Origin of the sequence: Comamonas antarctica (assembly GCF_013363755.1) — a bacterium.
Classification (GTDB): Bacteria; Pseudomonadota; Gammaproteobacteria; order Burkholderiales; family Burkholderiaceae_C; genus Comamonas; species Comamonas antarctica.
In genome coordinates, this window is sequence record NZ_CP054840.1 from 1,496,756 (window position 1) to 1,510,797 (window position 14,042).

The following is a 14,042-nucleotide window of genomic DNA, read 5'->3' on the forward strand; positions in this document are numbered from 1 at the left end:
AAGGCTGCAGGTACACGGCGGCGCGGTTTTCAGGCGCGCGTGAACGGATCGGCCTGGCCCTGCAGCCAGGCCTGCAGCGAATGCTGGGCGCTTTCATAGAACGCCTGCGCGGCCGGGCCGAGGCCCTGGTGGCGGTGGCGCACCCAGTAGATGGTGCGCTGGGGCGCCAGGCCCTCGAGCCGGCGGATCGCAATGCCCGGGTCCTGGAAGTACGCCAGCGACAGCGCCGGCACCAGGCTCACGCCCAGGCCCGCGCGCACCATGCCCATCACGGTGGCCAGTTGCTCCACCTCCATGCAGGTCTGCAGTGCCGGCTTGCCGTACACCTGCGCCTGCCATTGGTCGACGCTGGCGCGCACGCTGGTATGCGCGGCAAGCTGCACGAAGGGCAGGCCCAGCAGTGTCCCGGCGGCGATCGGCGCCTGCATCTGCGCCAGGGCGTGGTCGCGCGCGCAAACCAGGTAATAGCTTTCCTCGGCAACGGCCTGCGCATGCAGATCGGGGTGGCGCGCCAGCGCAGTGCACAGCGCCCAGTCGGCCAGGCCCTGCTGCACGCTTTCCAGGCAGGGCGTGTTCAGCGCATCGCGCACCTGCACCTGGATCCGGGGATGGGTCTGCGCAAACTCCGCCAGCACTGCGGGCAGCCAGTGTGCCGCGAGCGAGGGCAGCAGCGCCACCGTGACGCGGCTGGCGCGCAACTGGGCCGCGCCCTGCAGCGACTGCAGCGCCTGGTCGATGCCGGCCAGCAGGCGCTGGGCATGGGGCAGGAAGTCTTGGCCCGCGCGCGTGAGCACCACATGGCGTGTGCTGCGCTCGAACAGCTGCGCGCCCAGGCCTTGCTCCAGGCCCTGGATCAGCGCGCTGAACGCAGGCTGCGACAGGCAGCACTGCTGCGCAGCGCGCGTGAAGCTCAAATGCTGGTGCAGGGCTTCGAACGCCTGCAATTGCCGCGTTGTCAAATTCATTGGATTTCCCGATAAAACCATCCAAAGCATCGAATTTACAGCATAAAAAGCTTTGCCTATATTGCTCCCATGGCAACCCCTGATTCCGCTTCCTTCTCCCTGCGCTGGCCTCCGGGCCCCGCGCCTGCCACGCCGCGCGCCGCGCTGCGGGTGGGCTGCGGCGCGGGCTTTTCCGGCGACCGCACCGATGCGGCGCGCCCGGTGGTCGACGCGCTGATGGCCGCGCCCGGGCCCGCGGTACTGATCTTTGAAACCCTGGCCGAGCGCACGCTGGCGCTGGCCCAGCTGGCGCGCGAGCGCGACCCGCAGGCCGGCTACGAGCCGCTGCTGGCCGATCTGCTGCGGCCGGTGCTGGCCGATTGCCTGGCGCACGGCATCCGCATCGTGAGCAACTTCGGCGCCGCCAATCCCGAGGGCGCGGCGGCCTGCATCGCGGCACTGGCGCGCGAGCTGGGCCTGCGCCTGCCGCGCATGGCGCTGGTCCATGGCGACGACCTGATGGGCGACGCGCATCGCGCGGCGCTGCAGCAGGCCTGCGGCACGGACTGGCCCGCAGCGCGCGTGGTCAGCGCCAACGCCTATATCGGCGCGCAGCCGATCGCGCAGGCGCTGCAGGAAGGCGCGGAGATCGTGATCGCAGGCCGCGTGGCCGACCCGGCGCTGGTGCTGGGCCCGGCCGCGGCCTGGCATGGCTGGGCCTGGGACGACTGGGACCGGCTCGCGCGCGGCACCATGGCCGGCCATCTGCTCGAATGCGGCGCGCAGGTGTCGGGCGGCTATTTTGCCGACCCGGGCTACAAGGACGTGCCCGATCTGGCCCATGTCGGTTTCCCGATCGCGCGCATCGAGGCCGACGGCCAGTGCACCATCGGCAAGCCGGCCCACACCGGCGGCGTGATCGATGCGCGTACCGTCAAGGAGCAGCTGCTCTACGAGGTGCACGACCCCGCGGCCTATCTCACGCCCGACGTGGTGGCCGATATCAGCCAGGCCTGGGTCACCGAGGTCGGGCCCGATGAAGTGCGGCTCGATGGCGTGCGCGGCCACGCGCGGCCCGCGCAGCTCAAGGTCAATGTCTGCAGCGAACGCGGCTGGCTCGCCGAAGCCGAGATTTCCTATGCGGGCGCGCATGCGCTGGCCCGCGCCCAGCTCGCGCGCGAGGTGATAGCCACGCGGCTGGCCGGGCAGGGCACGCTGCGCTGCGACTTCATCGGCGTGACCAGCGTGCTGGGCGACGATGCCGGCCAGTGGCTTGCCGGGCTGCCGGCAGCGGGCAGCGCGCGCGCCGAGGCGCTGCGCGACGTGCGCGTGCGCTGGGCCTGGGAGCAGCCCACGGCCAAGGCCGCCGAAGTGCTGCTGCGCGAAGTCAATGCGCTCTATACCTGCGGGCCGGGCGGCGGGGGCGGCGTGCGCACCCAGCTGCGCTCGCGCCTGTCCACCGTCTCGTGCCTGATCGGCCGGGACCTCGTTCACTGTGGCTGGCGCTGGTGGCGCGCGGCCGGGGAGGGCGCATGAATTCTTCCGCATCCATCGAGATGCCGCTGTACCGGCTGGCCCACGGCCGCACGGGCGACAAGGGCAACCGCAGCAACATCAGCGTGATTGCCTTCCACCCGGCGCTTTGGCCGGTGATCGAGGCGCAGGTCACAGCCGAACGCGTGGCCGCGCATTTCGCGGCGCGCGCGCCCAGCCATGTCGCGCGCTACGTGCTGGCGCAGTTGCAGGCGCTGAACTTCGTGCTGGACGAGGTGCTCGAGGGCGGTGTCAACAGCGCGCTCAATCTCGACAGCCACGGCAAGGCATTGGCCTTTGATCTGCTGCAGATGACGGTGGCACTGCCGCGCGATCTGCTGGTCCATTGCCGCGGGCCGCAGGCGGCTTAGCTTTTTCACGTTCATTCATCCAACTACTACAACCCAGGAGACAAGCCATGAACAAGACCTTCCCCTCTTTCTCGCGCCGCCGCACGCTGGGCGCGGGCATTGCCACCGCGCTGGTGCTTGCCGCGCCCGCGGCCTTCGCGCAGAACGCGGCCAAATACCCGGCGAAGGCGCTGACCTTCGTCGTGCCGTTCGCGGCCGGCAGCGCCACCGACCAGATCGCGCGCGCGCTGGGCCAGTACGTGACGCAGGAAACCGGCCAGGCCGTGGTCGTCGAGAACAAGGGCGGCGCGAGCGGCATGCTGGCCGCGCAGGGCGTGGCGCGCGCCGCGCCCGATGGCTATACGGTGCTGATCACCACCAACACCACGCATGCGGCCAACGAGCATCTGTACAAGAAGCTGCCCTACGATCCGGTCAAGGATTTCGCGCCCGTGACCGGGCTGGGCAAGGGCGGCCAGGTGCTGGTGGTGAGCGCGGCCTCGCCGCACAAGTCGGTCAAGGACCTCGTGGCCTATGCCAAGGCCAACCCGGGCAAGCTGAGCTTCGGCAGCGGCAGTTCGTCCAGCCGCATGGCCGGCGAGATGCTCAAGCAGCTCGCGGGCGTCGACCTCCTGCACGTTCCCTACAAGAGCAACCCGCTGGCCCTCACCGACCTGATGGGCGGCCAGATCGACCTGATGATCACCGATGTCTCGACCGGCTTGCCGCAGGTCCAGGCCGGCAAGCTCAAGGCGCTGGGTTTCTCGACGCAGGAGCGCAGCAGCATGCTGCCCGACGTGCCAACCATCGAGCAAGCCGGTGTCAAGGGCTACAACATGGGCTACTGGTTTGCCGCCTATCTGCCCGCGGGCACTCCGCCGCAGCTCGTGAGCCAGCTCAGCACCTTGCTGGGCAAGGCCGTCGAAAGCAAGCAGGCGGCCAGCTTCTACAGCCTGTCGGGCACGACGCGCTGGCATGGCTCGCCTGAGGAGCTGGCGCGTTTCCAGGCCGAGGAAACCGCGAAGTGGGGCAAGGTGATCAAGGCCGCGGGAATCGAGCCCGAGTAATCGAGGCTTTCTCCGACAGCGCAGGGGGCGTGGAGCCCGGGGCTTTACTGCACAATGCTTTGGCAGAACTGTCCGCGCGGCAATGCCGCCGGACAGCGCAGTCACCTCGCATTCTTGGGTGCGAAGTCATCAACTTGAACCGATAAAAGGGCTTTGCGATGGATACCATGAACCCTCCCACCTTCTCCGCCCTGTTTGCACAACTGGGCCTGCCCGACGACGATGCGGGCATTGCCAACTTCATCCGCGAGCATGCGCCGCTGGACTCGGCCATCCTGCTGCCCGATGCACCGTTCTGGAGCCCGGCGCAGGCGCGCATGCTGCGCGAAGGCCTGGGCGCCGACGCCGAATGGGCGCCGGTGATCGACCAGCTCAACGTTTCGCTGCGCGCCAACGACGGCGAGGCCACGCCCGCTCCCTCGCACATCGCCTGAGGCACAGGCATTCACCCTCCGTGCGGGCCCTGCAGCCCGCCCGGAGGGTCGACCTGCACGGTGGCATGCGCAATGGCATGCTTCTCGCGCAACTGCTGCGCCACGCGCGCCGGCAGCAGCAGCGGATCGACGCCCGGCGCGGGCGTCACGTGCACGGTGGCCACCACCCGGTCATCGGTCAGGGTCCAGGCATGGAAGTGGCCCACCTCGGCCACACCGGGCAGGGCCGCGATGTCGGCCTGCACGTTTTCCACATCGAGGCCGCGCGGCACGGCCTGCAGCAGGATCAGCAGCGCATCGGACACCAGGCTCCAGGCCGAGCGCACCACCAGCACCGAGACCAGTACCGAAAGAATCGGATCCAGCACCGTCCAGCCGGTATAGAGGATGCCGATGGCCGCGGCAATCGCACCCACCGAGCCCAGCAGGTCGCCCACCACATGCAGCAGCGCGCCGCGCAGATTGCCGTCGCCCTGGTTGCCGCGCATCAGCACCCAGGCACCGACCACATTCACCAGCAGCCCCACCACCGCCACGCCCAGCATCGGCCCGGCCAGCACCTCGGTGGGCGCGCGAAAGCGTGTCACCGCCTGCCAGGCAATCCAGGCCACGAGCAGCAGCAGCGAGGCGCCGTTGGCCAGCGCGGCCAGCACGCGCACGCGGTGAAAGCCATAGGTGCGCTGCTTGTCGGGCGCGCGCTCGGCAATGCGGTAGGCGATCAGCGCCAGCAGCAGCGCGGCCGCATCGGACAGCATGTGGCCCGCATCGGCAATCAGCGCCAGCGAGCCTGACAGCCAGCCGCCGATCACCTGGATGACGGCATAGCCCAGCGTCATGCCGAAGACCCACTTGATGCGGCGCGCGTTCGAGGCCGTGACCGAGGGCGCATGCGAGTGCCCGCCCGGGCCGTGGTCGTGGCCGTGGCCGTGGCCGTGATGGGCGTCTTGATCGTCTTTGTGATCGTGATCGTGATCGTGATCGTGATCGTGATCGTGATCGTGATCGTGATCGTGATCGTGATCGTGATCGGAGTGCGGGCGGTTTTCGCTGGATGGCATCTGGTCGGCGCGGGAGCTGAAGGTACAGCCAGCTTAATTCGTCATGCAGCAGGTGACCAGTGCCGCCACCATGTCCCTGCACCTGCCAAGTCCATGAAAAAAGGCCATGGGCTGCGCGCCCATGGCCTTGATGGAAGGCTGCGTCGATCAGACCTGATCGGCGCTCAGCCCCGCGGTCTGGCTGAAGCCGCCGTCGACATAGGTGATCTCGGAGGTCACGCCTGCGGCCAGGTCGGAGAACAGGAAGGCGGCGACGTTGCCCACATCTTCGGGCGTCACGTTGCGGCGCAGCGGCGAGGCATCGGCAACGCGGCTGAGCAGCTTGCCGAAGTCCTTGATGCCGCTCGCGGCCAGGGTCTTGATCGGGCCGGCGGAGATGCCGTTGGCGCGGATGCAGCGGCCGTCTTCGGTGCGGCCCACGGCTTCGGCCAGGTAGCGCACGGAAGCTTCGAGCGACGCCTTGGCCAGGCCCATGGTGTTGTAGTTCGGGATCGAGCGCAGCGCGCCCAGGTACGACAGCGTCAGCAGCGACGACTTGTCGTTGAGGTAGGGCAGGGCCGCCTTGGCCATGGCCGGGAAGCTGTAGGCGCTGATGTCATGCGCGATGCGGAAGTTCTCGCGGCTCAGGCCGTCGAGGAAGTTGCCGGCGATGGCTTCGCGCGGCGCGAAGCCGATCGAGTGCAGGAAGCCGTCGAACGTGCCCCAGGTCTGGCCCAGTTCGGCAAACAGCTTCTCGATCTGCGCGTCGTCGCCCACGTCGCAGTCGAACACCAGCTTCGAGTCGAAGTCGGCGGCGAATTCGGTGATGCGGTCCTTGAAGCGCTCGCCGACATAGCTGAACGCGAGCTCGGCGCCCTGCGCATGGCAGGACTTGGCCACGCCATAGGCGATCGAGCGGTTGGACAGGACGCCGGTGATCAGCAGTTTCTTGCCGGTGAGGAAGCCCATTGTTTTTCTCCAGAAGGGGATAGGAATGCCGCGCGGCAACAGTCGCGCGCGCAGCAGGTATTCGTAGGGCAGAATTGTCGCATGCGCTACTGGATGTTTTCTCTGCTGCTGTTGGGTGCTTCTCCTGCCTGGGCCGCGCATGCCTATGCGCTGTGGGGCCAGCCGCGCTATCCCGAGGGATTCACGCACTTCGACTATGTCGATCCCGCGGCGCCCAAGGGCGGCGAGATCCGGCTGGTGAGCAACCTGCGGATATCGACGTTCGACAAGTACAACCCGTTCACGATCAAGGGCAACGCGCCGGCGTATCTGTCGAACCTGCTGTTCGACACGCTGCTCAGCGGCTCGCTTGACGAGACCGCGACCGGCTACGGCCTGCTGGCCGAGGACGTGAGCGTCGCGCCCGACGGGCTGTCGGCCACGTTCCGGCTGCGGCGCGAGGCGCGCTTCCACAATGGCCAGCCCGTGCTGGCCAAGGATGTGAAATACAGCTACGAAACGCTGATCGGCCCCTACACCACGCCTGGCTACAAGACGCTGCTGGTCGATGTCGCGGGCGCGGATGTGCTCGATGAACGCACGGTGCGCTTTCGCTTCCGCGTGCCCAATCGCGAACTGCCGCTCACCGTGGGCGCGCTGCCGGTCTTCAGCCCGGACTGGGGCCGCGGCGCGGACGGCAAGATCAAGCCGTTCGATCAGGTGGTCATGGAGACGCCCATCGGCAGCGGCCCGTACCGCATCGGCCCGGTGCGTTTCGGCAAGGACATCACCTATGTGCTCGACCCCGGCTACTGGGGCCGCGACCTGGGCGTGCGCAAGGGCACGGCCAATTTCGCGCGCGTCACCGTCAAGATCTACAAAGACAACACCGCGCGGCTCGAAGCGCTCAAGGCCGGCGAGTTCGACCTGATGCGCGTGTACAGCGCGGGCGACTGGGCGCGGCGCATCGATGGCAAGCGCTTCACCACGGGCGAGTTGGTCAAGGGCGAGTTCCAGCACAAGCTGCCCACGGGCTTCCAGAGCTATGTGCTCAACACGCGCCGCCCGTTGCTGCAGGATGCGCGCGTGCGCGAGGCGCTGGACCTGGCGCTGGACTACGAGTGGATGAACCGCCAGATGTTCTATGGCTCCTACCAGCGCGTGAATGGCATGTTCGGCAATACGGCCTGCGAGACGCGCGGCTTGCCCAGCGCGGCCGAGCTGGCGCTGATGGAGCCCTGGCGCGCGCAGATTCCGGCCGCGGCGTTTGGCGAGATGTACCGGCCGCCGAACACCGAGCCGCCGAACTCGCTGCGCGGCAACCTGCGGCGCGCGCAGCAGCTGCTCAGCGATGCGGGCTGGACCGTGGACGGCGGCGTGCTGCGCAACGCCACGGGCCAGCCGCTGGAACTCGAATACATGGACAGCGGCGAGGGCAGCATCCGCACGCTGGCGCCCTGGCAGCGCAACCTGGAGAAGCTGGGCATACGCCTGCGCTACCGCGCCGTCGATTTCGCGCTGTTCCAGCAGCGGCTGCAGAAGTTCGATTTCGACATTGCCACCGTCGTCTATCTGGGCACCCACAACCCGGGCCAGGAGTTCGCCGACCTGCTCGGCAGCAAAGCCGCCGATACCGAGGATTCAGGCAATCTGGCGGGCGTCAAGAGCCCGGCCGTCGATGCGCTGATCCAGGCCATGACCTCGGCCAAGACCGAGGCCGAACTGCTGCCCGCCTGCCATGCGCTGGAGCGCGTCATCACGCACAGCCACTACCTGATTCCGCAGTGGAGCGCTGCCACGCACCGCATGGTCTACAACAACTGGCGCCTCGCGCGCCCCGCGGCGCTGCCGCCCTACAGCAGTGGAGAGCTTTGGGCGCTGGATACCTGGTGGGCTAAGGCGCCCCCGGCTAAGGCGCCCCCGGCTAAGGCGCCCCCGGCTGAGGCGCCCCCGGCTGAGGCGCAAGGGCGCTAGGAGGAACGCAGATGTTCGTCTATATCCTCAAACGGCTGCTGCTGATGGTGCCCACGCTGCTGGGCGTGCTGCTGCTGACCTTTGTCGTGATCCAGTTCGTGCCCGGCGGGCCGGTCGAGCAGTACCTGGCGGAGGCCAAGGCCGGCGCGGGCGGCGCGACGGGCGGCGGCGGCGGCATGAGCTACCGCGGCGCGCAAGGCGTCGATCCGCAGCGCCTCGAACAGATCAAGGCGCTCTATGGTTTCGACAAGCCCGCGCACGAGCGCTTCTTCCAGATGCTGGGCCAGTTCGCGCAATTCGACCTGGGCCGCAGCTTCTTCCAGAACAAGGGCGTGTGGGAGCTGGTGATCGAAAAGCTGCCGGTGTCGATCAGCCTGGGGCTGTGGACCTTCTTCATCAGCTATCTGGTGGCCGTGCCGCTGGGCGTGGCCAAGGCGGTGCGCGCGGGCACGCGTTTCGACTTCATCACTTCGCTGATCATCCTGGTGGGCTATGCGATTCCGGGCTTCGTGCTGGGCGTGGCGCTGCTGGTGATCTTTGGCGGCCAGCTGCAGTGGTTCCCGCTGCGCGGGCTGACATCGGCCAACTGGGACGAACTCGGCTGGGGCGCGCGCATCGTCGATTACCTGTGGCACATCGCACTGCCCGTGACGGCCATGGTGGCCGGCAGCTTTGCGGTCACGGCGATGCTGACCAAGAACGCGTTTCTCGAGGAAATCAGGAAGCAGTATGTGCTCACCGCGCGCGCCAAGGGCCTGAGCGAGCGCCAGGTGCTGTGGAAGCATGTGTTTCGCAATGCGCTGATTCCGATCATCACCGGTTTTCCCGCGGCGTTCATCGGCGCGTTCTTTGCCGGCTCGCTGCTGATCGAGACGCTGTTCTCGCTCGATGGCCTGGGGCTGCTGAGCTATGAAAGCGTGATCCGGCGCGACTACCCGGTGGTGCTGGGCACGCTGTATCTGTTCACGCTGATCGGTCTGGTGACCAAGCTGATCAGCGACCTCTGCTATGTCTGGGTGGACCCACGTGTCAAGTTCGATTGATCCCGTTGCCGGCCTGCCCGCGCAGGCCATGCCCCCGCCAGCGCCGGCCCCCAAGCCTTCGCTGTCGCCCGCGCGCCGCGCCTGGCAGCGTTTCCAGCGCAATCGCCTGGGCTACGGCAGCCTGATAGCGTTCTGCGTCATGGTGCTGCTGAGCCTGGGAGCGGAGCTGCTGAGCAACGACCGGCCCATCGTCGTCCACTACCAGGGCCAGACCTATTGGCCGCTGTGGAACGACTATCCCGAAACGACCTTTGGCGGCGACTTCCAGACCAGCACCGACTATCTCGACCCGTTCATTGCCGAACGCCTGGCCGCGCCCGGCAACTGGGCCGTCTACACGCCCAACCGCTACGGGCCGCAGTCGATCAATTACTTCGCCGAGCTGCCCAACCCATCGCCGCCGAGCGCCGCCAACTGGCTTGGCACCGACGACCGCGGTCGCGACCTGCTGGCGCAGCTGATCTACGGCTTTCGCGTGAGCGTGCTGTTCGCGCTCGCGCTCACCGGGACCGGCGTGCTGCTGGGCGTCATCACCGGCGCCATCCAGGGCTTCTTTGGCGGCCGCACCGACCTGGCCTTCCAGCGCTTCATCGAGATCTGGGGTTCGATGCCCGAGCTCTACCTGCTGATCATCTTCAGCGCGCTGTTCGCGCCCAGCATCGCGCTGCTGCTGGTGCTGCTGAGCCTGTTCGGCTGGATGGGGCTGTCGGATTACGTGCGCGCCGAGTTCCTGCGCAACCGCCAGCTCGACTACGTCAAGGCCGCACGCGCGCTGGGCGTGGGCAACGCGCAGATCATCTGGCGCCACATCCTGCCCAACAGCCTCACGCCCGTGGTGACCTTCCTGCCGTTTCGCATGAGCGCGGCGATCCTGGCGCTGACCTCGCTGGACTTCCTCGGCCTGGGCGTGCCGCCGGGCACGCCGAGCCTGGGCGAGCTGCTCAGCCAGGGCAAGAACAGCATCGACGCCTGGTGGATCTCGCTCAGCACGTTTGCGGTGCTGGTCACCACGCTGCTGCTGCTGACCTTCATGGGCGACGCGCTGCGCGATGCGCTCGATCCGCGCAAGGCCCAGGTATCGGACAAGCCATGACGCAAATGACTTCCTCATCTTCGCCGCTGCTCGAGGTGCGCGGCCTGCAGGTGCGCTTTGGCGACAAGCCGGTGGTGCATGGCGTGAGCTTCAGCGTGGACGCGGGCGAGAAGCTGGCGCTGGTCGGTGAATCGGGCTCGGGCAAGACCATCACCGCGCTGTCGCTGCTGCGCCTCGCAGGCGATGCCCAGCTGGCAGGCCAGGCGCTGTTCGACGGCCGCGACCTGCTGGCGCTGCCCGAGCGCGAGATGCGCGGCGTGCGCGGCGGCGATATCGCGATGATCTTCCAGGAGCCGATGACGGCGCTGAACCCGCTGATGCCCATCGGCAACCAGGTGGCCGAAGTGCTGCAGCTCAAACAGGCGCTGTCGCAGACCCAGGCCCGCGCGCAGGCGGTCGAGCTGCTGGCGTCGACCGGTATTCCCGACCCCGCACGGCGCGCGCGCTCCTATGCGCACCAGCTCAGCGGCGGCCAGCGCCAGCGCGCGATGATCGCCATGGCGCTGGCCTCGTCGCCCAAGCTGCTGCTGGCCGACGAGCCGACCACGGCGCTCGATGTGACCCTGCGCGTTCAGATCCTCGAACTGCTGGGCGACCTGCAGCGCCAGACCGGCATGGCCTTGCTGCTGATCACGCACGACCTCAACCTGGTGCGCCGCTTCGCCGACCGCGCCGCGGTCATGGAGCATGGCCAGCTGGTCGAGCAGGGCCCGGTGCACGAGGTTTTCGCCAACCCGCAGCATGCCTATACGCGCCGGCTGATCGGCAGCGTGCCGCGGCGCGACGTGGTCGAAGCCCCGGCGCGCGCGGCGCAGCCGCTGGTGGAGACGCAGCAGTTGCAGGTGCGGTATGCCACGCCGCTGCCCGGGCTGCGCGGCTGGCTGCGCAAGGGCGAGTTCGTGGCCGTCAAGGGCGTGGATCTGAAACTGCTGCCGCACCACACGCTGGGCATCGTCGGCGAATCGGGTTCGGGCAAGTCGACGCTGGCGCAGGCCATCCTGGGCTTGCTGCCATGCGACGGCCAATTGCGCATCGAGGGCCAGGCCTGGCAGCAGCCCGCCACGCGCAACAGTCCCGCCAACCAGGCGCTGCGCCGGCGCGTGCAGGTGGTGTTCCAGGACCCGTTTTCCTCGCTCTCGCCGCGGCTCACGGTGGAGGAGATCGTCGGCGAAGGCCTGCGCCTGCAAATGCCGGACGGCGCCGCCGCCGAACGCCGCCAGCGTGTCGAGCAGGTGCTGGCCGACGTCGGCTTGACGCAGCTGCAGTACCCGGGCCTGCTGCAGCGCTATCCGCATGAGTTCTCGGGCGGCCAGCGCCAGCGCCTGGCGATTGCGCGCGCGCTTATCGTGCAGCCGCAACTGCTGGTGCTCGATGAACCCACGAGCGCGTTGGACGTGACCGTGCAGCAGCAGGTGCTGGCGCTGCTGCAGCGGCTGCAGAAGGAGCGCGGCCTGAGCTATCTGCTGATCACCCACGATGTCGAGGTCATCCGCGCGATGGCGCATGACGTGATGGTCATGAAGGACGGCGAGGTGCTTGAAACTGGTCCGGTCACGCAGGTGCTCGATGCGCCGCGCCATCCCTATACCCAGCGGCTGGTGGCGGCGGCCAGCGTGGCGTGAAGCGCTACGCGAACCAGTCGCGCATGAAGTCCGACAGCGCGCGGATCTTGGCCGAGAGTTCGCTCTTGCTGGCATGCACCAGGTAGATGTCGGCCGGCGGCAGCTTCCAGTCGGGCAGCACCTCGCGCAGCTGCCCCGACGCCAGCAGCGCGGCAATGTCCCAGAGCGAACGCTGCAGGATGCCCTGGTCATCGAGCGCCCAGGCCAGCGCCGCACCCCCGTCGTTGGTGCTCAGCGCGCCGTTGACCTTGACCGTTTCCTGGGTGCTGCCCTGGCGCAGATGCCAGGTGCCGTAGGTCTCGTCGCTTTCGCGGATCACGATGCAGCGGTGCGCCAGCAGGTCGGACGGCAGCCGCGGCTCGCCCGCTAGCGCCAGGTAGACGGGCGAGGCGCACAGCACACGCCGGTTGCGCAGCAGGCGCCGCGCCGTGAGGCGTGAATCGGGCTGCTCGCCAAAGCGCACCACCGCGTCGAATCCCTGTTCGACCAGATTCACCGGGCGCTCGGTCAGGTGCAACTGCACCTGTACTTCGGGATAGGCGCGCGCAAAAGCCGATAGCGCGGGCGCCAGCCGCGTGCGGCCAAAGCCCAGCGTGGCCGCGATCTTGAGCGGACCGCGCGGCAGCGAACGCGCTCCGGCAACGCTGCGTTCGAGCGCATCGAGCTCGGACAGGATGCGCGCGCCTTCGAGCAGATAGGTCTCGCCCTCGGGCGTGAGATGCATGCGGCGCGTGGTGCGGTTGAGCAGGCGCACGCCCAGCCGCTGCTCCAGCAGCGCCAGCCGCCGGCTCACGGCCGGTGGCGTCAGCCCCATCTGCTGCGCGGCCGCGGCCAGGCTGCCTTCGCGCAGCAGCAGCGAGAAGAAGCGCAGATCGGAAAACCCGTCCATGAAGTCTCCTGGTTTGATTCGTTAATTTAAATGATTAATGAAATAAAGATCATGCCATTTATACAAATTTTCTTATTCATATCATGGAGGCACTATTTCTATAAGGAGACAAGATGCGACCCACCCCTTCCCACTTCTCATGGTCGCGGCGCGCTGCGCTGGCGGCCGCCGTCGCGTTGGCCGGCTTGTCGGCGCACGCACAGCCAGCCTATCCGGCGAAGCCAATCAAACTGGTCGTGCCCTACGCTCCCGGCGGCAGCGTCGACATTGCCGCGCGGCTGATGTCGGAGGAGTGGGCCAAGGCGCTGGGCACGACCATGTACATCGAGAACAAGGGCGGGGCCGGCGGCAATATCGGCGTCGACCAGGTGGCCAAGGCAGCGGCCGACGGCTACACCGTGGGCATCCAGTCGGTCTCGCTGGCCATCAATCCGTCATTGACGGCGCGCATGCCTTACGACACGCTCAAGGACCTCGCGCCCATTGGCATGGTGGCGAGTTCGCAGCATGTGCTGGTGGTCGGCAATGCCGTGCCGGCGCGCAACGTCAAGGAACTCGTGGCCTTGCTGCGTGCCAATCCGGGCAAATATTCGTATGGCTCGGCGGGTGCGGGCAGCACCTTCCACATGTCGGCCGAGCTGTTCAAGGCCGTGGCGGATGCGCCGGTGACGCATATTCCCTATCGCGGCGGCGGGCCGGCGCTGCTGGACACCATGTCGGGCCAGGTGGCGCTGAGCTTTCCGGTGCTGGCTGCGGCGAAGCCGCATGTGCAGGGCGGCAAGCTGCGCGCCCTGGGCGTGACGGGCGCGCAACGTTCGGCCTTGCTGCCGGATGTGCCGACCATTGCCGAAGCGGGCGTGCCAGGCTATCAGTTCGAGACCTGGTTCATGGTGTTCGCGCCCGCGGGCACGCCGGCGCCGGTGCTCGAACAGCTCAACGCGGCGCTGAACAAGGCGCTCGCGCATCCGCCGCTCAAGGAGCGCATGGCGCGCGAGGGCTTCGATGCCGTGCCATCGACCGCTGGCGCCGCGAAGCAGCGGCTGCAACAGGAACTGGGCCAGTGGGCCGAGTTGATCAAGACCCGGGGCATTACCGGCGAGTGAGTGAC

13 protein-coding genes are annotated in these 14,042 nt (G+C 67.9%); 9 read left to right on the forward strand and 4 right to left on the reverse strand.

Going from position 1 to position 14,042, the window contains the following annotated elements; genetic code table 11:
• Positions 1-29 precede the first annotated feature (29 nt).
• Positions 30-965, reverse strand: a complete 936-nt coding sequence (locus HUK68_RS07165; RefSeq protein WP_175503571.1) for a LysR family transcriptional regulator — start codon at positions 963-965, stop codon at positions 30-32.
• A gap of 69 nt (positions 966-1,034) precedes the next feature.
• On the opposite strand from HUK68_RS07165, the gene HUK68_RS07170 reads away from it, so the two are divergent.
• The 4 genes from HUK68_RS07170 to HUK68_RS07185 all read left to right on the forward strand — a co-directional run bounded on the left by HUK68_RS07170 (position 1,035) and on the right by HUK68_RS07185 (position 4,328).
• Entirely contained in the window at positions 1,035-2,480 is a 1,446-nt protein-coding gene (locus HUK68_RS07170) for an acyclic terpene utilization AtuA family protein (RefSeq protein WP_175503572.1), read from the forward strand.
• Complete coding sequence (locus HUK68_RS07175; RefSeq protein ID WP_175503573.1) at positions 2,477-2,848, forward strand: AtuA-related protein; 372 nt, start codon at positions 2,477-2,479, stop codon at positions 2,846-2,848. The genes HUK68_RS07170 and HUK68_RS07175 overlap by 4 nt, the downstream gene beginning before the upstream one ends.
• A 47-nt stretch (positions 2,849-2,895) precedes the next feature.
• A complete protein-coding gene (locus HUK68_RS07180; protein WP_175503574.1) occupies positions 2,896-3,894 on the forward strand; it encodes a Bug family tripartite tricarboxylate transporter substrate binding protein in 999 nt (332 codons plus the stop codon).
• A 167-nt stretch (positions 3,895-4,061) separates the two neighbouring features.
• Complete coding sequence (locus HUK68_RS07185; protein WP_315125448.1) at positions 4,062-4,328, forward strand: DUF2789 domain-containing protein; 267 nt, start codon at positions 4,062-4,064, stop codon at positions 4,326-4,328.
• 11 nt (positions 4,329-4,339) lie between these two features.
• Here HUK68_RS07185 and HUK68_RS07190 read toward each other — a convergent pair whose 3' ends face one another.
• On the reverse strand, positions 4,340-5,386 hold the full coding sequence (locus HUK68_RS07190) for a cation diffusion facilitator family transporter (protein ID WP_175503576.1): 1,047 nt from the start codon (positions 5,384-5,386) through the stop codon (positions 4,340-4,342).
• Positions 5,387-5,533: 147 nt separating this feature from the next.
• Positions 5,534-6,334: an enoyl-ACP reductase FabI gene (gene fabI, locus HUK68_RS07195; protein ID WP_175503577.1), complete on the reverse strand. Its 801-nt coding sequence runs from the start codon at positions 6,332-6,334 to the stop codon at positions 5,534-5,536.
• An 81-nt stretch (positions 6,335-6,415) separates the two neighbouring features.
• Here fabI and HUK68_RS07200 point away from each other — a divergent pair, with 81 nt between their 5' ends.
• Genes HUK68_RS07200 through HUK68_RS07215 form a run of 4 tightly spaced genes read left to right on the forward strand, consistent with a single transcriptional unit; the run spans position 6,416 to position 12,045 of the window.
• Positions 6,416-8,287, forward strand: a complete 1,872-nt coding sequence (locus HUK68_RS07200) for an extracellular solute-binding protein (RefSeq protein WP_175503578.1) — start codon at positions 6,416-6,418, stop codon at positions 8,285-8,287.
• Between the two features lie 11 nt (positions 8,288-8,298).
• Positions 8,299-9,330, forward strand: a complete 1,032-nt coding sequence (locus HUK68_RS07205; protein ID WP_175503579.1) for a microcin C ABC transporter permease YejB — start codon at positions 8,299-8,301, stop codon at positions 9,328-9,330.
• A gap of 28 nt (positions 9,331-9,358) precedes the next feature.
• Positions 9,359-10,423, forward strand: coding sequence for an ABC transporter permease (locus tag HUK68_RS07210; protein WP_208458702.1), 1,065 nt, complete (start codon positions 9,359-9,361; stop codon positions 10,421-10,423).
• Positions 10,420-12,045: an ABC transporter ATP-binding protein gene (locus HUK68_RS07215; protein ID WP_244146282.1), complete on the forward strand. Its 1,626-nt coding sequence runs from the start codon at positions 10,420-10,422 to the stop codon at positions 12,043-12,045. Before HUK68_RS07210 ends, HUK68_RS07215 begins: the two co-directional genes overlap by 4 nt.
• Positions 12,046-12,049: 4 nt before the next feature.
• On the opposite strand, the gene HUK68_RS07220 is transcribed toward HUK68_RS07215, so the two are convergent.
• Complete coding sequence (locus HUK68_RS07220) at positions 12,050-12,934, reverse strand: LysR family transcriptional regulator (RefSeq protein WP_175503581.1); 885 nt, start codon at positions 12,932-12,934, stop codon at positions 12,050-12,052.
• 113 nt (positions 12,935-13,047) lie between these two features.
• Here HUK68_RS07220 and HUK68_RS07225 point away from each other — a divergent pair, with 113 nt between their 5' ends.
• On the forward strand, positions 13,048-14,037 hold the full coding sequence (locus tag HUK68_RS07225; protein WP_175503582.1) for a tripartite tricarboxylate transporter substrate binding protein: 990 nt from the start codon (positions 13,048-13,050) through the stop codon (positions 14,035-14,037).
• Positions 14,038-14,042 lie beyond the last annotated feature (5 nt).